The sequence below is a fragment of the Methylotenera sp. 1P/1 genome (assembly GCF_000384355.1).
Lineage (GTDB): Bacteria > Pseudomonadota > Gammaproteobacteria > Burkholderiales > Methylophilaceae > Methylophilus.
The window spans coordinates 2,666,234-2,687,667 of record NZ_ARWC01000001.1 but is presented as its reverse complement, the minus strand read 5'-3'; the positions used below and the strand labels follow the sequence as shown (position 1 = coordinate 2,687,667).

Here is a 21,434-nt window from a genome sequence, read left to right as displayed (position 1 = left end):
TAAATCATCAATCCAGTTAAATACTTACATTCATGTCCAGCACCCAATCAAGCACCTCCTGTTTAAGTCTGCGTGGCAGCGCTGCGCTATCACAATTTCGCCTCGAAAAACTTTACGCAACCCTTAAGCAATCTGTCCCAAGCATTCAACATCTCTATACCGAATTTGTGCACTTTGCCTTTAGTGACAATGCATTATCGGCCAGCGACCAAAGTACACTGAAAGAAATTTTAACCTACGGCCCGGCGACCACCACCGAAACACCTGCCGGTGAATTATTTTTGGTCATCCCGCGTATCGGCACTATTTCGCCTTGGGCATCACGTGCTACAGACATTGCTAACAATTGTGGACTGGACAATATTTTACGGCTTGAACGCGGCATTGCGTATTATGTGACCACCCAAAACGGTCAACCATTAAGCGATGCTGAAAAAGCCGCATTCAAAGCAGCGATTCATGACCGCATGACAGAAACTGTGGTAAGCCAGTTACAAGACGCAGAAAAGCTATATCACCACGCAGCACCAAAACCATTAAATACGATTGATATTTTACATGGCGGCAAACCTGCGCTAGAGGCAGCCAATAACGAGATGGGTTTAGCGCTATCGCCAGATGAGGTAGATTATCTCTTAGAAAATTATCAAAAAATGGGGCGCAACCCGACAGATGTCGAGCTGATGATGTTTGCACAGGCGAACTCTGAGCACTGCCGTCACAAAATATTCAATGCAGACTGGGTGATTGACGGTGTACAGCAAGAAATCTCACTGTTTGGCATGATCCGCAACACGCACAAGCTCAATCCGGGCAGTACGGTGGTTGCCTACTCAGACAACTCATCTATTGTGGCTGGCCAAAAAACTCAACGTTTCTACCCAAGCCAATCTGGCGAATACCGTTTTGTAGAAGATGATATGCACTACTTGATGAAAGTAGAAACGCATAACCACCCTACTGCCATTTCTCCATTTGCTGGCGCTGCCACTGGTGCAGGTGGCGAGATTCGAGATGAAGGTGCGACAGGCATCGGCTCCAAACCAAAAGCCGGACTGACCGGATTCTCTGTGTCTAACCTCAACTTGCCTGATCTCAAACAGCCTTGGGAAAAACCTTACGGCAAACCCAGCCGCATTGCTACCCCGCTACAAATCATGATAGACGGCCCATTGGGTGGCGCCGCTTACAACAATGAATTTGGCCGCCCCAATATTGCCGGCTATTTCCGCACCTTTGAGCTTGAAGCACAAGATGCACAAGGTAATGCCGAAGTGCGTGGTTATCACAAGCCCATTATGTTAGCAGGTGGTGTAGGCAATATTTCTGACCAGCACGCATTCAAAGATGCTATTCCACCTGGTGCGGCACTGATTCAACTGGGCGGCCCGGCCATGCTGATTGGCTTAGGCGGCGGCGCAGCATCTAGCATGGATACCGGTGCAAATACTGAAAATCTGGATTTCGATTCGGTACAGCGTGGTAATCCGGAATTACAACGCCGTGCGCAAGAAGTCATCGACCGTTGCTGGCAACTGGGCAATCAAAACCCTATTGTGAGTATTCATGACGTGGGGGCAGGCGGTATCTCAAATGCATTTCCGGAGTTAGTCAACGACGCCAAAGTGGGTGCTGTATTCCAACTACGCAATGTCAATAACGAAGAACCCGGTATGAGCCCACGCGAACTGTGGAGCAATGAAGCGCAAGAGCGTTATGTCATGGCCGTAGCCAAAGAAAACTTGGCGTTGTTTGAAGACATTTGCGCCCGTGAGCGTTGCCCATTTGCGATTGTCGGCATTGCGACCGAAGCACGTCACTTGACGGTGGAAGACAGCCACTTTGCCAATAAGCCGGTGGACATGGAACTCTCTGTACTGCTGGGCAAGCCACCTAAAATGACACGTGATGTCAAGAGCGCCCCCAAACAATTAACAGCATTCGATACTAGCAAGATTGATTTGAAAGAGGCAGCCGCACGCGTGCTACGCTTACCCGGCGTGGCAGATAAAACATTCCTGATTACCATCGGTGACCGCTCTGTGACAGGTCTGATTGCACGTGACCAAATGGTCGGACCTTGGCAAGTGCCAGTAGCCGATGTGGCAGTCACCTTGGCTGGCTATCAAACCAATGTGGGTGAAGCGTTTGCCATTGGTGAAAAAGCACCGATTGCACTGATCGACGCACCAGCCTCTGGCCGCATGGCGATTGGTGAGGCCATCACCAATATTGCTGCCAGCTGGATCAGCGATATCGGCAATTTAAAACTGTCTGCCAATTGGATGGCGCCTGCAGGTCATGCCGGCGAAGATGCAGCCTTGTTTAACACAGTGAAAGCAGTGGGCATGGAATTGTGTCCAGCCTTGGGCATCAGCATCCCAGTTGGCAAAGACTCGATGAGTATGAAAACGGTTTGGGAAGAAGATGGCGCTAAGAAAGCAGTCACCTCGCCTATCTCGCTTGTGATTTCTGCCTTTGCCAATACGCAAGATGTGCGCAAGACATTGACGCCGCAATTGCGTACAAGCGTTGATAATAAACAGCTAGGTGACACATCACTGATCTTAATTGATTTAGGCAATGGTAAAAACCGCATGGGTGGCTCTTCACTTGCGCAGGTATACAGCCAATTGGGCGACCAAGCACCTGATGTAGACAACCCAGCGCAACTCAAACAGTTCTTTACACAAATCCAAGCACTCAATACGGACAACAAACTGCTGGCTTATCATGACCGTAGTGATGGCGGCTTGTTTGCTACACTCACTGAAATGGCCTTTGCTGGTCACTGTGGTATTGATGTGGATTTAAATACGCTACAAGGCGATGCCATCAGCGCATTGTTTAACGAGGAGTTGGGTGCTGTGTTGCAAGTGCGTGCCAGTGATGCATCTGCGATTCTGGCGCAATTGAACAATGCACTTGGCCATTGCGCGCACCTGATTGGCACTGTGAACAATGGACATCAAATTCACATCAGTAAAGACCAAGTACAGTTTGCAGATAGCCGTGTAAACCTGCATCGCGCATGGTCAGAAACCACGTACCACATGCAAAGCCTGCGTGATAATCCTGCTTGTGCTCAGCAAGAGTATGACCGCATTCTGAATGAAGCGGATGCTGGCATGCACGCACACCTGACCTTTAATATGCAAGAAGATATTGCCGCGCCTTATATCAATACGGGTGCTCGCCCTAACATGGCAGTATTACGTGAGCAAGGCGTTAATGGCCAGACCGAAATGGCTGCTGCGTTTGATCGTGCTGGCTTTAACAGCATTGATGTCCACATGAGTGACGTGATTGCAGGGCGTGTCTCACTCAAAGACTTTGCGGGCCTAGTCGCTTGTGGCGGGTTTAGTTATGGTGATGTATTAGGGGCTGGCGAAGGCTGGGCAAAATCCATTCTATTCAATGCACGTGCACGCGATGAGTTCAGCGCGTTTTTTAGCCGCCAAGATTCATTTGCACTGGGCGTATGTAACGGCTGCCAAATGATGAGTAATTTGCACAGCATTATTCCGGGTAGCGCGCACTGGCCGCATTTTGTGCGCAACAAATCCGAACAATTTGAAGCACGCTTTGCCATGGTGGAAGTGCTGGAATCACCATCTATGTTTTTTAATGGCATGGCCGGCAGCCGCATGCCAATTGCAGTAGCACATGGCGAAGGCTTTACGGAATTTTCTGACAAAAGCGCTGTCACAACAGTGCTTAATGAAAAGTTAGCGACGATGCGGTTTATCGACCATGCGTCAACGCCAACTGAAGTGTATCCGTTTAACCCAAATGGATCGCCTCAGGGTTTAACAGGGTTTACCACCACAGATGGGCGTTTTAGTATTATGATGCCTCATCCTGAAAGGGTGTTTAGGGCGGTGCAGCATTCATGGCGACCAGATGATTGGCAAGAAGACGGTCCTTGGATGCGTATGTTCCGGAATGCAAGAAAATTTATTGCTTGATGCAATCAAGCGCCATAAAAAAAGAAGGTTTGGAGATAATAAGTATGAACATGATTAAAGCGTTATTTGCAGTGGTAGCTATTGCTTTTTCTCTCAATAGCTTTGCACTGACCGATGAAGAGTACATGGAATTTACGCAAGCACTGGGCGATGGCAATACCAAGGTCGTTAAAAAATATGTGGAAGCGGATCCAAAACTGGTGAACGAAAAGTTCTTTGCTTGGGAGCCATTACAAATGGCAGCAACTAAGGGCAAATTAGAAACTGTGAAATACCTAGTTGAAAAAGGCGCGGACTTAAATTATGCACATCCAGCCAGCAAAATGACAGCTTTTCACTTAGCTGCATTTGATGGTTACGAAGATGTGGTGAAATACTTGGCTGCAAAAGGTGCCGACGTGAACATTAAAATGAAGGGTGACGTATCACTCATTCGCGTAATGAAAGATGAAGGTCCACGCGCTGAAAACATGGTGAAGTTACTCACCTCATTAGGCGTGAGCGAAGAAGGCTGCCAAGACAAATGTTTCTAGTCTAATCTTGTGATGACTATAGTGACATTGGTCACTATACAAATCTGTAAAAGGCTTTATGATGGTATTTTCAATAATTGATGTTGCCATGATTAAAGCCTTTTTTATTGCCCTTTGTTTATTAATCCCCACAGGGGCAATGTCTGCAGAGACTGTGCAACCAACACCCAATACAGTCCAACAATCGCATATTCGGGTACTAGCAGCATCCTGTGCAGCCTGCCACGGCACACAAGGTAACAGCGTAGGCATCACCCCCAGTCTAGCCGGGCTGGATGCTGGTTACTTTGTTGCGCAAATGCTGGCATTTAAACAAGGTGAACGTAGCTCTACTGTGATGCACCATCACGCAAAAGGCCTCAATGTAGATGAAATTAATGCACTCGCCACTTACTTTTCCGAGCAAAAACGTCATACCAGCATCTCTCCAATCCCGCAGCAACTGAAAGATACGCATGGACGATAATTCAATGGAAAATACAACCATCAATCGCCCACGTCGCCGCTTAATAAAAGCAGCTGCTTACACCAGTGCACTAATTGTTTCCAATACCAGTTTCGCGCGTGCCAGCAAGCCACCGTTGGGTCGAGTCGTGATTATTGGTGGTGGCTATGCAGGGACGACTGCGGCAAAATACATTCGTATGTGGAGCATGGGCAATATTGAAACTGTCGTGATCGAACAATCTAGTCAATTTGTGTCTTGCCCGCTCAGCAACTTGGTACTAGGTGGCAGCAAATCCATTCATGATTTAACTTTTGGTTATGATTTGGTCAAAAAAAATCACGGCATTCAGTGGGTCAATGACACAGTCACCAGTATTGATGCTGACAAAAAACGTGTACGCATGGCGCGAGATGAACTGAGCTATGACAGACTGGTGATTGCTCCCGGTGTTGATGTCAATTATGAAAAAATCCCCAATTTAGCCAGTGCGGAAGCGCAAGCGCTTATCCCGCATGCTTGGAAAGCAGGCTGGCAAACAGTCAACTTACGCGCGCAGTTAGAAGCCATGCCGGATGGCGGTGTATTTGTGATGACCATCCCAAAAGCACCCTACCGCTGCCCACCTGGTCCTTATGAACGCGCATGCCAAGTCGCCAGTTACTTTAAAGCCCATAAACCCAAAAGCAAAGTGATTGTGCTGGATGCCAATCCTGAAATCACCTCTAAAAAAGGGTTGTTTAATCAAGCATTTATGCAAACTTATGCGGGCATAGTCGATTACAGACCTAACAATGACATTGTATCTGTGGATGTAGCGCATAAAACAGTGACCACCGAGTTTGAGCAAGTCAAAGCCGATGTACTGAATGTGATTCCGCCGCAGCGCGCGGGCAAAGTAGCACAAAGTATCGGGCTGAATAATGTAGATCAGCGTTGGTGCGAAGTGGACTTTTTAAGTTATGCATCTACACTACATTCAGATATCCATGTCATTGGCGATAGCGTGTCTGCCGGATTACCCAAATCCGCACATATGGCTACCTCTCAGGCACGGGTATGCGCTGCAGCCGTTGTTGCGCTGATGAGCGGAGATCAGCCGGACCCAACGCCAGTGTTTGCCAACACGTGCTATAGCTTTATTGATGACCGTCAGGCAGTCCACGTTGCGCATGTGTATCGATACGATGCTGCGAAAAAAATCATGGTACCGGCAGAAGGTGGTGGCGTGTCTACGGCCCCATCTGATCAAGAAGGCCAGTATGCGTTTGCTTGGGCCAATAATATTTGGTCCGACGTGCTGACTTGATTGGGTTGTCGCATGTATGCCACTAAATCATTTCACTAAATAAAGGTGAGCAATGAAAGCCATTAAATGGACCAGTTTTGTGTTATTCGGGCTGTTTATCGGCATGTATTGGGCTTGCTATGCGCGCGATACTGCGCCTAAACCAGATATGAGTGCGCTTAAATTGCCCGCTGGTTTCTCTATCCAGATTTACAGCAAACTTGGCGGTCAGTATGGCCAACCACGCATGATGACCTTTGATGCCCAAGGCAATCTTTATGTAGCTTCGCCTACTAGCGGTCAAATTTTGATGCTGCATGATAGCAATGGTGATGGCCTCGCCGAACCACCCATCATTATTGCCCGTCAGCTTAACGCACCAAACAGCCTGACATTTGTACAAGATGCCATGTTGGTTTCTAATCAAGACGGGATTGTGAAACTCACAAAAACCAGTAACGGCTGGTCTGCGCCACAGCCTTTTATCTCTGGGCTAGCAGATGGCGGGCATACACTCAAAACGGTACGACTCGGTCCTGATGGCTTTTTATATCTCAACGTAGGCTCCACTTGTAATGTCTGTAATGAACAAGAGGCTACACGCGCAACGATTCTGCGCTATACCACAGAGGGAAAACCGGCGGGTCACCTCATCACAGTTGGTAAACATGCACCCAGCGCCATTTGGGCAAGCGGATTAAGAAACAGCCAAGGTTTTGCGTGGCACCCGGTGACGGGTGCATTTTATGCCACCAATGAAGGTGCCGATAACCGCTCCGATACCGCACGTGGACGCGTGAATGATGAGATACCCCCTGAACACTTAAACATCATTGTGGGCGGAAAACATTATGGATGGCCACATTGCTGGGGCAATCCTGGCAATTTAACGCAGATGGTAGAAGACCCTAACTTTACTGCGCCTAGTCAATTTTGCACAGAAGCGACCCCGCCCGTAGCAACTTTTGTTTCTCACTCAACACCGATTGGCATTACCTTTTTAAACAAAAGCCAATTTCCAGTTGAATACCAATCCGATGCGATTGTTGCATTACATGGTTCATGGAATCGTAAACAGCCCAGTGGTTATGCGCTGGTACGTGTAAAATTTAAAGACAATCAACCCATAGGCGTAGAGGACTTTGTATCTGGCTGGCTAAATGGGCAGAATGCTTGGGGCAGGCCGGTAGATGTGGCTGTGGGAACGGATGGCGCACTGTATGTGTCTGATGATCGTACGGGATATATTTATAAAATCAGCTATCAAGCAGATAAGAAAAAATAACAGGCTCTTACTAGGGGCATTTACTCAGAAAGCTTTAACATGAAACTATTATTGACGTTGTTCTCTACCCTGCTCGCATCCTCTTGGGCGTTGGCAGATACCACCCTGATTCCGGGGAATATTGCAGTGCATATCGCCCAAGTGCATTACGAGCATCCTGTACGTATCCTGCACCCTTATTTGGATGTATGGCATATGAAAGGCCCGTTGGCACAAAAAGCGGCCACCAGTACGCTCAACAAATATTTTTCTAACGCACAGTGGTGTGACAAAGCCCATGATGCGTCTGTCGTATTGTTGTTAGAGCCACATATGTTCTACAACCCGCAGATGCAAGTGTTTCATGGCGAAATCATTGCCAAAGTATTCACGCAAACTGGTGGTATCGGCAATATAGAGCCGGCAATTGTGCGCATCAAAAAACAGGCAGAACAAAATGGCAGCCTGACTGTGAAACCTGATTTTTACATGGAAAAAGCTTACGTCAAAGCCATGGAAAAAGTGATTGCAGAACTGAAAAAAAATCAGCTGTTTATCAATGCACTAAATGTAAAAATGGCCAAGAATGTGGAAACCATTTGCCCTGCGCTAGATGAGCTCCCAATCAGCAAACTATACTACTAACACTCTTTTTCAACACACTGGCAGGAAATCTATGAAAAATATAACACTCATTGTTGCACTATTGGCTGCATTCAATGTTCAAGCAAAAGAGCCTATCCCTACCAAAATCACTGGACTCAAAACACCAGAATCTGTCGTACAAGATAAAGATGGCACCATTTACATCTCAGAAATCGGCGAGTTTGGTAAAGACGGTGACGGACAAATCACCAAGGTTGATAAAAAAGGCAATATCACGGTGTTTGCCAAAGGCATGGATGACCCCAAAGGGATCGTGCTGGTAGGCAAAACGCTTTATGTGGCTGACAACACAAGAGTGTTAGAAGTAAATATGGATGGCACATGGCAGGTATATGCAGCCAAAGCCGCATTCCCTAGTACGCCGGTGTTCCTCAACGATATCGAAGCTGACAAACTAGGCAACCTGTATGTGAGCGATAGCGGTACACTCAAAGATGGCGGTCAGATATTTAAAATTGCTAAAGGGGGCGTGGTGACTGTGATCGCCGATAGCAAAAGTCCCGAAATACTCGCCCCAAATGGCTTGCTATTCGAAGGTCGCAATCAGTTACTTTCTGTCGATTTTGAATCCGGCATTTTGTACCGCATCAACTTAGGGAACGGTGCGATTTCCAAAGTGGCCGATGGTTTTGGCGGTGGAGATGGCTTGATTAAAACCAAATCAGGCAAGATATTCATCAGCGATTGGAAAAATGGTGTGATTAATCAACTGAGTGGTGGCAAAGCCAGACTATTCAAGAACGGCCTCACCAGCTCTGCCGATATGGTGTTAAGTGCTAATGGGGAATATTTACTAGTGCCGTTGATGAAAGTGGGCGAGCTAGTGTTTATTCCATTAGGTGAACCTAAACTAGAAGAGACTAAACCGGCAGAAACCAAATAAGTATTTACAAGTTTCTCACACAAAAAAAGCCATGCAGATTGCATGGCTTTTTTCTTTGGCTCTACTTTTTTGAGGGGAAATAAAAAAGTAAAGTTACTTGGCTGCAGGAGCAGGGGCTGGTGCCACAGTGCTCTTAGTTGCATGAGGGTGTTTAGTGTGGTGCTTGCCAGCGGCAAATGCATTGGCTGACAACGCCACCATCACCGTTAATATGACTAAAGAAATCTTTTTCATGGCTATCTCCTATGTAATTCAATACTAATCATTCAATATTGTTTTAATGGTTTATTTGGTGGTTACGCTTGCGGCTTCCTTTTTGGCTTCTTGCTTCAAAAGTTTTGCTTTCTTGGCAGGCGCAGCTGTGTGTTTCACGGATTCCGCTTTATTGCTAACGCTCTCAGCTTTAGGCGCATCTGCCGCATAAGCGCCCACCGCAAATAAACCTGCTAACATGGCTAATAAAATTTTGTTCATCGTCATAATCCTCTATAAAATTAAATGATGTTAATGTGGTCTCATCACGGACACGTTCTGCTCAATTAACTTGTTCGCCGAACCCACAATAGCCAATATACGCAGACATACTTACACCAAACTTACAAAGCTAAATTTAAATTATGAGAATATTAATTGCCGAGGATGATGCCGTATTGGCCAACGGAATCGTGCGCATACTGGAGCAGGCAAACCATGCGATAGACCATGTGAGCAATGGTGCACAAGCCCATTTAATGCTGCAAGAATCCGTATATGACTTGGTGATTTTGGATTTGGGCCTACCCAAAATGGATGGCCTGGAGGTGCTTGGCAAGTTAAGACAAGCCGGCAACAAAGTGTCTGTGTTGATACTGACTGCACGTGATGCCATTGAAAGCCGCGTAAAGGGTTTGGACTTGGGGGCGGACGACTATATGACCAAACCGTTTCACCTAGATGAGTTTGAGGCGCGTGTACGTGCGCTTATCCGGCGTGGACAGCTTGGCAGTAACTTGCCGTTGAAATGCGCCAATCTGACATTGGATGTCGCCGGAAAGTTAGCGATGTATCTGGAGCACCCACTTGGGCTCTCGGCCAGAGAGTTTGCACTGCTCGAGGCGTTAATGTTACGCATGAACAAAGTGGTCAACAAAGAGCAGCTATTAGAAGCTTTATGTAATTGGGATACAGAGATTGGTGACAATGCCATTGAGGTTTACATTCATCGTCTACGTAAAAAAATCGAGCCCGCAGGTGCGCGTGTTCGTACCATTCGCGGTCTGGGCTATTTGTTAGAGGCAGAATCCAGTGACTGAACCCATTCACTCGCACACAGCAAGATCGCTCAAGCAACAGCTACTGGTATGGGTGCTGATCCCTTTATTTGTACTACTGATTGTCAGCGCTATCTTTTCGTATTACCGTGCCCTGCATTATGCCAACTTAGCCTATGACCGCTCGTTGTTCCGTGCCGCATTGGCACTGGCCGATCAGGTTGAGGTGCATGAGTCACAGATATTGATTAACTTGCCGCAAGTGGCAAAGGATTTATTAAATTACGATAAAGATGATGTGATTTATTATCGTGTTTCTGCCCCCAATGGCACCTTAGTACTGGGCGAGGACGCACTGCCCTTACCAAAAATACTACCACCGGCCTCCGCACATGCGTATTACGATGACCAATTTAACGACCAATCGGTACGCGTCGTTGCCTTTGCGCTACCCATTGTGGATGCGCAGATTCAAGGCAATATCATGGTACAAGTGGCGGAAACGCGTACCAAAAGAGAAATCATGGTGACAGAAATTGTGGAAGAAATGATTATTCCACAGCTCTTGATTCTGCTACTGGCCGCAGGGTTGATCTTTATTGGTATCAAACGCGGGCTATTGCCATTGCAGCGCATTCAGGCGGCCATCAACCAGCGCTCGCATACCGATCTCAGTGAGCTCAATACCGCAGATGCCCCTACCGAGATTCAGCCTTTGCTACAAGCCATGAATAATTTGATTCTGCGCGTACGTGCCGTGGTGGAATTGCAGCAGCAATTTATTGCCGATGCCTCACATCAGCTACGCACCCCTATTGCGGGCTTGCAAACACAAGCAGAACTGGCCTTACGCGAAAAAACTTCCGGTAAGGTGCATGAAACGCTAACGATGATTCTGAGTAGCTCAGCACGTTTATCCCACCTGCTCCACCGCATGCTATCCATGGCCTCGGTCGATTCTGCTTCTGGACGCGAGCCCAAAATGCGTGTTGTGCACTTGGCTACACTCGCGACCGAAGTCACCAGCCAGTTTGTGAATACGGCACGACATCAAGGTTTAGATTTGGGGCTGGATATCCAGCTAGCACATGCCACACTATGGGGCGATGATTTGATGCTACGGGAGATGCTGTCAAACCTGATTGATAACGCAATATGCTATACCCCTGCCCCGGGCGTGATTACCGTAGTGATTCAGGGGGATGCACACTCGATACAACTAAGCGTAATGGATGACGGCATTGGCATTCCGGAGCATGAGCGTGAACGGGTATTTGAACGATTTCACCGTTTGCACGATAATCAGGGCCAAGGCTGCGGGCTGGGCTTGGCCATCGTTAATGAAATTGTACAAGCGCATCATGCCACCATTGAAATTAAAGACGGACTTACGCGCACGCAGTCGTCACAAACAGGCACTTGTGTCACCGTCACTTTTTTAGCCTATGAAGAATAATTGCACATTAGACCCAATCGAGTTACGCCAAACTGCATTGAATTGGCTAACTGCACGCGATGCATCCCGCAAAGCAAACGGCGTACTGCTTTTACAAAAAACGTTTATTGCAGATGGGCTGAGCTTAGATATCGATCAATCGATCATCAATCGCGAGCCGATTCCAGGTCGTCCTGACAAACCGGAACTGGTATCACCGCTATCGGTACAAAAGCGCTCCATGCGCACAGTAGAAGGCCGTGCCGCATTGATTCACGCACTTGCCCACATTGAGTTCAACGCCATTAACCTTGCACTGGATGCGATTTGGCGATTTGCACAGATGCCAGAACAATACTACACGGACTGGCTTAAAGTCGCAGCAGAAGAGGCTTATCATTTTAGCCTGCTCAATCAGCACTTGCAGAGTATGGGCTATCAATATGGCGATTTTCTCGGCCATAACAGCCTGTGGGAGATGGTAGAACGCACACAAGACGATGTGCTGGCACGCATGGCACTCGTGCCCAGAACCATGGAAGCACGCGGCTTAGATGCCAGCCCGGCATTACGCAATAAATTGGCGCAGGCCGGTGATATGGCGGCTGCAGAAATATTGGATATTATCCTACGCGATGAGATTGGCCATGTGGCCATTGGCAATCATTGGTACAACTGGCTATGTGTGCAACGTGACTTAGCACCAATCGAAACATTTGAGAGGCTATGCCAACAATACCAAGCCCCCAAATTACGCCCACCCTTCAATATAGAAGCCAGACGCCTTGCTGGTTTTAGTGAAGATGAATTAGCGCTGCTTTGAGGTTAAGCGCTCAATAAATTAATCACGCCATCTAGCCCAGTATGATTTAAGGCATATGTTGCTTGTTGCTGTACCACCGGTTTGGCGTGATAAGCAATGCCAATGGCTGCCGCAGCCATCATTTTCAGGTCGTTCGCCCCATCGCCTATCGCAATGGTTTGCTCGGGTTTCAAGCCTAACTGGTCACGTAACTTCACCAGCTCATCCGCCTTACGTTGTGCATCAACAATATCGCCCAGAATATTGCCAGTGAGCTTACCGTCTACAATTTCCAATGTATTCGACACAGCGTAATCCAAGCCAAGTAGCTGTTTAACGTGGTTAGCAAAAAAAGTGAATCCACCCGACACCACCATGGTGCTAATGCGATGCGCTTTGCAAGCTGTAATCCACGCTTGTGCACCTGGATTCAGCTGTAATCGTTCTTCAATCACACGATGCAGCGCGCTTTCTGGTAAGCCTTTGAGCAATGCAACACGCTTTTTAAGGCTTGCCGCAAAATCTAGTTCACCGCGCATTGCGGCTTCAGTAATCTCCGCAATCTGCGGCTTAATGCCCATCATGTCAGCAATCTCATCAATACACTCAATGCTGATCAGCGTGGAATCCATGTCCATCACACATAAGCCAAACTGATTTAAGCGCTGCTGGTCTGGCACCACTGCGCAATCTAACAATTGCTCTGCACAAAAGCGTGCTACCTCAGCGGTATCTTGTTGCTGGATAGGTAAGTAATAGGCAAACTCACCCACTTGAATAAACTGTGTATGACCGCCGATGATGCGATGAATATGGGTGAGGTGCGACAAGGAAATCGCACGCCCTTGAACAACTAAACGCATGAGCAACTCGAATGATTTTAAAAACAAAATTATAGCAGTTCGTATTGGGATTCGTTTTAATGCACAGAATTAACCCTACTTTTTAATGGTGTTTACGAATTTATTTTTTAAGCCTTGAATGATATGCTGTGAATACGTTTATGCTGTAAATACGTTATTGTGTTTGACCTTTTATGGGAATTAAAATGAAAACAACCCCCCCCGCCAATCTCGCATGGCTCAACTTACCCAATTTACCATGGCCTTTAAAAGCGCTATTCACCGGTTATTTGTTAGTGATTGGTGTTGGCTTGTGTATGGCGGGGCTACAAATCATGCTCACCCATGGTATGGCCGATGGCAAAGTCGGCTTATCTAAAAATGACATTGTGTATAGCTACTACGGTGACCGCACCCACAGCAAGTTAGAGAGTAAATTAAACGGCTCCATGAAAGCCAATGCCCCGGATGCTGTACGTGCAGACATTATTCAATGGGTGAGAAAAGGTGCCCCTAAAGAAGCTTGGGATGCACATTACAAAGATGTATTTGCACAAAACTGTGTGGTCTGCCACAGCGCGTTGCCGGGCATTCCTAACTTTAAAAACTTTGAAGAAGTACAAAAAGTAGCGGCCACCAGCGAAGGGGCGACCATTCAAAGCTTAACGCGCGTTTCACATATTCACTTATTTGGTATTAGCTTTATTTTCTTTTTTATTGGCTTTATTTTTAGCTTTGCAGTGAATGTGCCTAAAGCACTCAAAGTCACGGCCATTGCGTTCCCGTTTGCCTTCTTAATTATCGACATCTTGTCCTGGTGGCTCACTAAGCTTTCACCTAATTTTGCTTGGCTTACCATTATTGGTGGTATCGGCTATAGTTTGGCGTCTAGCTATATGTGGTTTATCAGCATGTATCAGATGTATATTTTGTCCCGCAATGGCAAAGTGTACGGCAATGCTTGGGAACAAGATTTATAGAATGTTTTAAATGTTTGCCCACAAAAAAGCCATGCAGTTTGCGTGGCTTTTTTTATGCACATACCATCTTCGCCATCCACTACTGTAAGCAATGCGTAACAACGCAGCGGCAATGGCTTTTTTACTAGCGTCCATCCAGCTTTTGCGCGAAAATAGCGATTGAAAATAAATTAATCAAAAATCCACTTTTAAAATGAATTTACACGAATATCAAGCGAAGCAACTCCTACAACGTTACGGTCTCACTACCCCCATCGGACAAGTCGTGCAATCAGAGGAGGCAGCCGCAGCAGCCACCAAAGAAATTGCTGGAAGTGCTTGGGTAGTCAAAGCGCAAGTGCATGCCGGTGGTCGTGGTAAAGCAGGTGGCGTTAAGCTGGTGAAATCCGGGCAAGAAGCCCAAACCGTTGCCAATGCGCTGCTAGGTAAACATTTAGTCACCTATCAAAATGCACCAGATGGCCAGCCAGTACATCAAGTATTGGTAGAGCAAACCTTACCTATCGCACGTGAACTCTATCTTTCGATGTTAGTCGATAGAACATTGGAGCGTGTCGTGATCGTTGCTTCAAGCGCGGGCGGCATGGACATTGAAGAAATCGCAACTACACAGCCTGAAAAAATCCTACAGGAAATCTGTGATCCGCTGAATGGCTTGGTCGATTATCAGGCACGTAATTTGGCGTTTGCGTTGGACTTAGTCGGCGACCAAATTACCGCGTTTACCAAACTGACCAAAGGGCTATACAAGTTATTTAAAGAGAATGACTTAGCGCTGTTAGAGATTAACCCGCTGATCGTCACCACCGATGGCAAGTTGGTGGCCTTAGATTGCAAAATGACAGTGGATGACAATGCACTGTATCGCCAAAAACCATTGGCGGAAATGCGTGATTGGTCGCAAGACGATGCAAAAGAAGCCGAAGCGCATCATGCCGGGCTGAACTATATTGCGCTCAATGGCAATATCGGCTGTATGGTGAATGGCGCTGGTCTAGCCATGGCCACCATGGATTTAATTAAATTACACGGTGGCATGCCAGCCAACTTTTTGGATGTAGGTGGCGGTGCAACCGCTGAAACAGTAGCCAAGGCATTTAAAATCATTTTGGCAGACAAGCAAGTCAAAGCCATTTTGGTCAATATTTTTGGCGGCATTATGCGCTGCGACATTATTGCCTCAGGCATTATCACTGCTGTCAAAGAAGTCGGCATGACCATCCCTGTTGTCGTCCGTTTGGAAGGCACCAACGTTGAATTAGGTAAACAAATGTTACGTGAAAGTGGTTTAAATATTATCTCTGCAGAAAACTTAACCGATGCCGCACAACAAGCCGTGAAATCAGTAAACAGTCTGGCGGTGAAATAATGGCCATTTTAGTCAATAAAAATACACGCGTGCTATGCCAGGGCTTTACCGGCAAACAAGGCACATTTCACTCTGAGCAAGCATTGGCCTATGGCACCAAGATGGTGGGTGGCGTGACGCCAGGCAAAGGCGGACAGCTGCACCTGAACCTACCGGTATTTAATACCATGCGTGAAGCCGTACGTGAAACACAAGCCAATGCCAGCGTGATTTACGTACCGCCTCCTTACGCCGCAGACTCTATTTTAGAAGCATCTGATGCAGGTATTGAGTTGGTGGTTTGCATTACAGAAGGCATCCCTGTATTGGATATGCTCAATGTGAAAGCGGCACTCAAAGCCAATGGCACCAAACTGATTGGCCCTAACTGCCCGGGTGTGATTACGCCGGATGAATGTAAGATTGGCATTATGCCGGGTAGCATTCACTTACGCGGCAAAGTCGGCGTGGTATCACGCTCCGGCACACTCACTTACGAAGCAGTACACCAAACAACTGCGCTAGGCTTAGGTCAAACCACATGTGTAGGCATTGGTGGCGACCCCATCAAAGGCCTCAACTTTATTGAGTGCTTGACCATGTTTGAGGCAGACCCAGAAACCGAAGCGATTATCATGGTAGGTGAAATTGGCGGTAGCGATGAAGAGGCCACAGCCGACTTTATTAAACACCACGTGACCAAGCCTGTAGCTGCTTATATTGCAGGCTTAACCGCCCCCAAAGGCAAGCGCATGGGACATGCTGGTGCGATTATCTCTGGCGGCAGCGGACGCGCGGAAGATAAAATCCTAGCGCTAGAGTCTGCAGGATGTGTTGTGGCTAACTCACCGGCACAATTGGGCGAAGCTGTTGTCAAAGCTATGCAACTCAAACAAGTGGTTCATTCTTAAGGCTATTATTTATGCGTTTTTATGTGCTGGTGCAATGCTTACTGGTAGGCTATTTGACCTTCAGTGCCAATATGACGGCGAACGCTGCCAACGCTGACGTTGCCTATTTGTTCACAGCTGCATCCAAGGGTGATATTGCAACCGTCAATGCCATGCTGAGTAGCGGCGTAAATCCAAACACGCGAGATAACGAAGGCATTACCGCCCTGATGTACGCAGCACGCAAAAACCGCGCAGATGTAGCTAGCGCGCTGCTTGCAAAAGGCGCGGATGTGAACGCCAAAGATAAAGGCGGCTGGACGGCATTGATGTTTGCCGCCAAGAAAAACAATATCGAAACAGTCAAAGTACTGCTCGATAAAGGCGCTGACGCCAAAGTACGCGACCCCGCTGGCTGGAGCGCACTAGGGTTAGCTGCCACCTCGGGATACAGCCAAACCGTTGATTTAATTATTAAAAGTGGTATTGATGCCAACACTAAAAGTGATGATGGGAAACCCGTACTCATGTACGCCGCCAAAAGCGGTGATATCCCTACCATTACCAGCTTAATCAACAACGGTGCAAAATTAGATACTCAAGACAAGCTGGGGACCACTGCATTGATGATCGCAGCACGTGAAGGCCATGCCCCAGCAGTTAGCTATCTATTAGAAAAAGGTGCGGATGTGGATGAGCAAGACCACTCCAAATGGACAGCCTTGACTTGGGCCGTCAAAAAATCACAGGTAGAAGTGGCCACGGCGCTAATTGCCAAAGGCGCTAATGTGAATCACCACGATTCAGAAGGTACGCCCTTACTGCAATTGGCGGTGGATAGCAACGCTGAAGAGATGGTGAAATTGTTGTTGGACAACAAGGCTGATGTAAAGGCGCGTGACCAATATGGCCTAACCGCCTATGTCTACGCGCTGAAACTTAAAAATCCAACCATTGTTGAATTGATTAAAAATGCTGGCGGTCGCTACTAACTAAACTACATGAAAATTGCGATTGCTCAAATCAATGCCATGGTGGGTGACATGCATGGCAATGCCAAAAAAATCATTGCCTACGCCCAGCAGGCCTATGCGGCAGGTGCAACACTCATGGTCACCCCAGAGCTGGTATTGTGCGGATATCCTCCGGAAGACTTGCTCTACCGCAATGATTTTTTAGAAGCAAACCAGCGTGCGCTGGCCTACCTATGTGATGCGATTCCACCTGAGTTAAGTGTGCTTATTGGCCATCCTCATCAAGTGAATGGCGAGCTATTCAACGCAGCGTCGCTCATTCAGCAAGGTAAAATACAAAACACTTACCATAAGCAAGTATTGCCCAACTATAGCGTGTTTGATGAAGAGCGCTATTTTGAGCGCGGAGACACCCCTTTTGTGTTTGCGCTGGATGGTCTGCAAATTGGCGTGCTCATTTGCGCAGACGGCTGGGAGAAAGCGCCGGCTATGCGTGCCAAGCATGCGGGCGCAGAATTACTGATCTCACTCAATGCCTCTCCTTATCATATGGACAAGCTCAATACGCGCTATGAGATTTTAGCGGAGCGGGTGCAAGAAACTAGCTTGGCTGTCATTTATACCAATATGGTGGGCGGGCAAGATGAGTTAGTGTTTGATGGCGCATCATTTGTGCTCAATCAACAAGGGAAAGTCTCTCAGCAACTGCCAGCTTTTGTAGAAACATTAAGCTACGTAGAGGTGCTTAATGGTCAACCGCAACCTGTGGAACTAGTGCCACTATTAAGCATGGAGGCCACGGTATATCACGCGCTAACCTTAGGCCTTGCAGACTATGTCAATAAAAATGGTTTTCCTAGTGTGGTACTGGGGTTATCTGGCGGCATTGATTCTGCATTGACATTGGCGATCGCGGTGGATGCGCTAGGTGCCAAACGCGTGAAAGTGGTCCTAATGTCATCAGAGTTCACATCGAACATTAGCGTGGACGATGCAATTGAGATGGCCAATCGCGTGGGCGTGCACCATAGCCTCATCCCCATTAAAACACTGTTCGATACCTTCCGTACCGCTTTGACGCCAGAATTTGGCAACCGTCCGTTTGATACCACTGAAGAAAATCTGCAGGCACGCATTCGCGGCATGTTGCTGATGGCGCTTTCTAACAAGTTTGGCAGCATTGTGCTGACTACCGGCAACAAGTCTGAAATGGCCGTGGGTTATAGCACGCTATATGGCGATATGGCAGGTGGATTTTCCTTGCTTAAGGATGTGCCCAAAACGCTGGTGTACCGACTGGCTGAATATCGCAATACGCGTAGCAAAATTATCCCGGAACGTATTATCACGCGCGCGCCAAGTGCTGAGCTCCGTGCCAATCAAACTGACCAAGATAGCCTACCGCCTTACGAAATACTAGATGCGATTATGCAGGCTTATGTTGAAGAAGACATGAGCCGCCACGCGATTATGCAATTGGGCTATCAAACCAAAGACGTGCTGCGTGTGACGCAACTGATTGATAGAAACGAATACAAGCGCCGACAAGCGCCAGTAGGTGTCAGAATTACACAAAAAGGCTTTGGCAAAGATAGACGCTACCCGATTACATGCAAGTTAACGTTTGAATAGTCAAAGGTTAATGCGTAGAATAATTAATCATTGCTAGAAGCAAAATAACGAATACCGAGGGAGTCCGCATGAAAAAAATTGAAGCCATTATTAAGCCATTTAAACTCGATGAAGTGCGCGAATCACTGTCTGCAATTGGCGCCAATGGTTTAACCGTCACAGAAGTCAAAGGCTTCGGTCGTCAAAAAGGCCATACCGAGCTATATCGTGGCGCAGAATATGTCGTAGATTTTTTACCTAAGATTAAAATTGAGCTAGTGGTAGCCGACAATATGGTGGATGCAGCGGTAGAGTCCATCATTAAATCTGCCCATACAGGCAAAATTGGTGACGGCAAGATTTTTGTCACTAACGTAGAGCAAGTGATTCGTATTAGGACTGGTGAGACTGGCGAAGCTGCCGTTTAAATACTTTCTGAAAAGTTGCCGTGGTCTGCGTTGTCTTTCGCTCGTCGTACCCATGTGTACTACCTTCGCTCAGACACCTTGACCACGTCACTTTTGAGAAAGATTACGTGTGAAAAAACTTAAGCATTACTCATGAGCGCTACCCTACTTAAAACCATCGTACTGCTTAGCATTTCTAACCTGTTCATGCTATTTGCATGGTACGGTCACCTCAAAAACCTCAGTAGCAAACCTTGGATTATTGCCGCGCTCATCAGTTGGGGTATCGCCTTAATTGAGTATCTGTTTCAAGTGCCCGCCAATCGCATTGGTTTCACGCAGTTTAACCTTGCGCAATTAAAGATTCTGCAGGAAGTCATCACGCTGGCAGTGTTTGTCCCGTTTGCCATTTATTACATGCAGCAACCGATCAAGCTGGATTTTTTGTGGGCCGCACTCTGCCTGATGGGCGCGGTGTACTTTATCTTTAGAAGTTAAATTAATTATCCAAATAAAGCTTAACGTCTTTTAAGGCTATAAGTATTTTGCTTCTATTATTAGGCTTCTGATTCACGAACATTGGGCTAGTATGTGGCATATCAACAATGGGTATATTTGGTTTGAGATTTTCTATGAATTTTCGGGCTGATTGCGCTTTCCTCCCAACCAAAACAATCACTTTAAGGTTACTTAGCATCTGAATAAGCGCCCCTAAACTTTGACACCCTTCTAGAACATCACGCTTATTTGCAGGCCTGATTTTTTGGCCGCTTCCAATATACCAAGGTACGATGTTCCAAATAATGCTAAGTGCTCTCTCGACTCCAGCTTCTTGATTTAGCAAATAAAAGTTCTTTGCAGTTTCATCTGGGTTTGACCTTGATATAAACCCAGTCGTGATAGCTTTTGGGCCAGCAGCTTCTAACAAAAAAAGCACCTCTGCTTGATTGCCTCCATCATATGGATCAAAGTATGGGATGAGATAGCCACTCCCCTTTTGAATTCTGAGTAAATCTACAAATTCTGTTAGTTTTTTTACATGGCTCTCATTGAGCATGTTCTGGCGCAACTTGCGTTGCTCGTCTGACTTTAAAGATTTTGGTGAGTCCACTAAACTAATAGAGTGTGCGCACATAATCCAAATCTTGCTCCGTATCTACCCCACTGGCTGGCGCATGATCGGTCACGCTGACTGCAATTTTATAGCCATGGTATAACACGCGTAGCTGTTCTAGGCTTTCAATCTTTTCAAGCGCCGTCACAGTGAGTTCGGCATATTGCTTTAAAAACCCTACGCGATACGCGTAAATACCAATATGGCGGCACGCTTGAATCGCCTGTTTATACACATCGTCCCGTGGGTAAGGAATGGGCGCACGACTAAAATAGAGCGCATTGCCGTTGGCATCCATCACTACTTTGACGACATTAGGATTTAGAAAAGTAGCTTCATCGTGAATCGGGTGACAGGCAGTCGCCATCACCGCGTCATGATTATGCGCTAAGGTGAGCGCTACCTCATTGATGAGCTTAGGATCAATCAGCGGTTCATCGCCCTGCACGTTCACCACAATCGCATCATCATGCCACCCCATTTTCTCGACTACCTCTGCAATGCGGTCCGTGCCAGAAGCATGATCAATACGCGTCATCACTGCCGCATAAGTATATTGCTCGGCTACAGCAAGGATCTTCTCAAAATCTGTGGCAATCACGACTTCGTCGGCCTGACTTTTACTCGCCTGGTCGGCCACGCGAATCACCATGGGCTTACCGGCAATATCCAACAATGGTTTACCTGGTAAGCGGGTACTGGCATAACGTGCAGGAATGACTACTTTAAACATT

Annotated in this window: 22 protein-coding genes; 17 read left to right on the top strand and 5 right to left on the bottom strand. The window is 47.0% G+C overall.

The window, feature by feature from the left end; genetic code table 11:
• Window positions 1-32: 32 nt before the first annotated feature.
• The 7 genes from purL to A3Q3_RS0113035 all read left to right on the top strand — a co-directional run bounded on the left by purL (window position 33) and on the right by A3Q3_RS0113035 (window position 9,047).
• Window positions 33-3,968, top strand: a complete 3,936-nt coding sequence (purL, locus tag A3Q3_RS0113065) for a phosphoribosylformylglycinamidine synthase (protein ID WP_020184045.1) — start codon at window positions 33-35, stop codon at window positions 3,966-3,968.
• A gap of 44 nt (window positions 3,969-4,012) precedes the next feature.
• Window positions 4,013-4,501: an ankyrin repeat domain-containing protein gene (locus A3Q3_RS0113060; protein WP_025223915.1), complete on the top strand. Its 489-nt coding sequence runs from the start codon at window positions 4,013-4,015 to the stop codon at window positions 4,499-4,501.
• 88 nt (window positions 4,502-4,589) lie between these two features.
• Window positions 4,590-4,967, top strand: a complete 378-nt coding sequence (locus A3Q3_RS0113055; RefSeq protein ID WP_232418432.1) for a c-type cytochrome — start codon at window positions 4,590-4,592, stop codon at window positions 4,965-4,967.
• On the top strand, window positions 4,957-6,255 hold the full coding sequence (locus tag A3Q3_RS0113050; RefSeq protein WP_020184042.1) for an NAD(P)/FAD-dependent oxidoreductase: 1,299 nt from the start codon (window positions 4,957-4,959) through the stop codon (window positions 6,253-6,255). The genes A3Q3_RS0113055 and A3Q3_RS0113050 overlap by 11 nt, the downstream gene beginning before the upstream one ends.
• 52 nt (window positions 6,256-6,307) lie before the next feature.
• Window positions 6,308-7,519: a sorbosone dehydrogenase family protein gene (locus A3Q3_RS0113045; protein ID WP_020184041.1), complete on the top strand. Its 1,212-nt coding sequence runs from the start codon at window positions 6,308-6,310 to the stop codon at window positions 7,517-7,519.
• 39 nt (window positions 7,520-7,558) lie between these two features.
• Complete coding sequence (locus tag A3Q3_RS0113040) at window positions 7,559-8,143, top strand: hypothetical protein (RefSeq protein WP_020184040.1); 585 nt, start codon at window positions 7,559-7,561, stop codon at window positions 8,141-8,143.
• Window positions 8,144-8,174: 31 nt separating this feature from the next.
• Window positions 8,175-9,047, top strand: a complete 873-nt coding sequence (locus A3Q3_RS0113035; protein ID WP_020184039.1) for an SMP-30/gluconolactonase/LRE family protein — start codon at window positions 8,175-8,177, stop codon at window positions 9,045-9,047.
• 93 nt (window positions 9,048-9,140) lie between these two features.
• On the opposite strand, the gene A3Q3_RS14435 is transcribed toward A3Q3_RS0113035, so the two are convergent.
• Window positions 9,141-9,281: a hypothetical protein gene (locus tag A3Q3_RS14435; protein ID WP_020184038.1), complete on the bottom strand. Its 141-nt coding sequence runs from the start codon at window positions 9,279-9,281 to the stop codon at window positions 9,141-9,143.
• A gap of 51 nt (window positions 9,282-9,332) precedes the next feature.
• On the bottom strand, window positions 9,333-9,521 hold the full coding sequence (locus A3Q3_RS0113025; RefSeq protein WP_026361931.1) for a hypothetical protein: 189 nt from the start codon (window positions 9,519-9,521) through the stop codon (window positions 9,333-9,335).
• Window positions 9,522-9,664: 143 nt separating this feature from the next.
• Here A3Q3_RS0113025 and A3Q3_RS0113020 point away from each other — a divergent pair, with 143 nt between their 5' ends.
• Genes A3Q3_RS0113020 through A3Q3_RS0113010 form a run of 3 tightly spaced genes read left to right on the top strand, consistent with a single transcriptional unit; the run spans window position 9,665 to window position 12,555 of the window.
• Window positions 9,665-10,339, top strand: coding sequence for a response regulator (locus A3Q3_RS0113020; RefSeq protein ID WP_020184036.1), 675 nt, complete (start codon window positions 9,665-9,667; stop codon window positions 10,337-10,339).
• Window positions 10,332-11,753 carry a HAMP domain-containing histidine kinase gene (locus A3Q3_RS13980; protein ID WP_020184035.1) on the top strand — a complete coding sequence of 474 codons (1,422 nt, stop codon included), beginning with the start codon at window positions 10,332-10,334 and terminating at the stop codon, window positions 11,751-11,753. The genes A3Q3_RS0113020 and A3Q3_RS13980 overlap by 8 nt, the downstream gene beginning before the upstream one ends.
• A complete protein-coding gene (locus A3Q3_RS0113010; RefSeq protein ID WP_020184034.1) occupies window positions 11,743-12,555 on the top strand; it encodes a ferritin-like domain-containing protein in 813 nt (270 codons plus the stop codon). The genes A3Q3_RS13980 and A3Q3_RS0113010 overlap by 11 nt, the downstream gene beginning before the upstream one ends.
• Window positions 12,556-12,557: 2 nt before the next feature.
• Here the strand turns inward: A3Q3_RS0113010 and serB are convergent, their stop codons facing one another.
• Window positions 12,558-13,397, bottom strand: coding sequence for a phosphoserine phosphatase SerB (gene serB / locus A3Q3_RS0113005; RefSeq protein WP_020184033.1), 840 nt, complete (start codon window positions 13,395-13,397; stop codon window positions 12,558-12,560).
• 185 nt (window positions 13,398-13,582) lie between these two features.
• Here serB and A3Q3_RS0113000 point away from each other — a divergent pair, with 185 nt between their 5' ends.
• From A3Q3_RS0113000 to A3Q3_RS0112965, 7 genes are all read left to right on the top strand, one after another.
• Window positions 13,583-14,356 (top strand): cytochrome c, encoded by a 774-nt coding sequence (locus A3Q3_RS0113000; RefSeq protein ID WP_020184032.1) that lies wholly within the window; start codon window positions 13,583-13,585, stop codon window positions 14,354-14,356.
• A 193-nt stretch (window positions 14,357-14,549) separates the two neighbouring features.
• Complete coding sequence (gene sucC / locus A3Q3_RS0112990) at window positions 14,550-15,725, top strand: ADP-forming succinate--CoA ligase subunit beta (RefSeq protein ID WP_020184030.1); 1,176 nt, start codon at window positions 14,550-14,552, stop codon at window positions 15,723-15,725.
• Window positions 15,725-16,615 carry a succinate--CoA ligase subunit alpha gene (gene sucD / locus A3Q3_RS0112985; RefSeq protein ID WP_020184029.1) on the top strand — a complete coding sequence of 297 codons (891 nt, stop codon included), beginning with the start codon at window positions 15,725-15,727 and terminating at the stop codon, window positions 16,613-16,615. Before sucC ends, sucD begins: the two co-directional genes overlap by 1 nt.
• Before the next feature lie 11 nt (window positions 16,616-16,626).
• Window positions 16,627-17,586, top strand: a complete 960-nt coding sequence (locus A3Q3_RS0112980; RefSeq protein ID WP_020184028.1) for an ankyrin repeat domain-containing protein — start codon at window positions 16,627-16,629, stop codon at window positions 17,584-17,586.
• A gap of 9 nt (window positions 17,587-17,595) precedes the next feature.
• On the top strand, window positions 17,596-19,200 hold the full coding sequence (locus tag A3Q3_RS0112975) for an NAD+ synthase (RefSeq protein WP_020184027.1): 1,605 nt from the start codon (window positions 17,596-17,598) through the stop codon (window positions 19,198-19,200).
• A 68-nt stretch (window positions 19,201-19,268) separates the two neighbouring features.
• Window positions 19,269-19,607 (top strand): P-II family nitrogen regulator, encoded by a 339-nt coding sequence (locus A3Q3_RS0112970; protein WP_020184026.1) that lies wholly within the window; start codon window positions 19,269-19,271, stop codon window positions 19,605-19,607.
• A gap of 132 nt (window positions 19,608-19,739) precedes the next feature.
• Window positions 19,740-20,084 (top strand): DMT family protein, encoded by a 345-nt coding sequence (locus tag A3Q3_RS0112965; protein WP_020184025.1) that lies wholly within the window; start codon window positions 19,740-19,742, stop codon window positions 20,082-20,084.
• 1 nt (window position 20,085) lies between these two features.
• On the opposite strand, the gene A3Q3_RS0112960 is transcribed toward A3Q3_RS0112965, so the two are convergent.
• Both A3Q3_RS0112960 and kdsB read right to left on the bottom strand, forming a co-directional pair.
• Window positions 20,086-20,721 (bottom strand): uracil-DNA glycosylase, encoded by a 636-nt coding sequence (locus A3Q3_RS0112960; RefSeq protein WP_020184024.1) that lies wholly within the window; start codon window positions 20,719-20,721, stop codon window positions 20,086-20,088.
• Window positions 20,702-21,433, bottom strand: a complete 732-nt coding sequence (gene kdsB / locus A3Q3_RS0112955) for a 3-deoxy-manno-octulosonate cytidylyltransferase (RefSeq protein WP_020184023.1) — start codon at window positions 21,431-21,433, stop codon at window positions 20,702-20,704. The genes A3Q3_RS0112960 and kdsB overlap by 20 nt, the downstream gene beginning before the upstream one ends.
• Window position 21,434 lies beyond the last annotated feature (1 nt).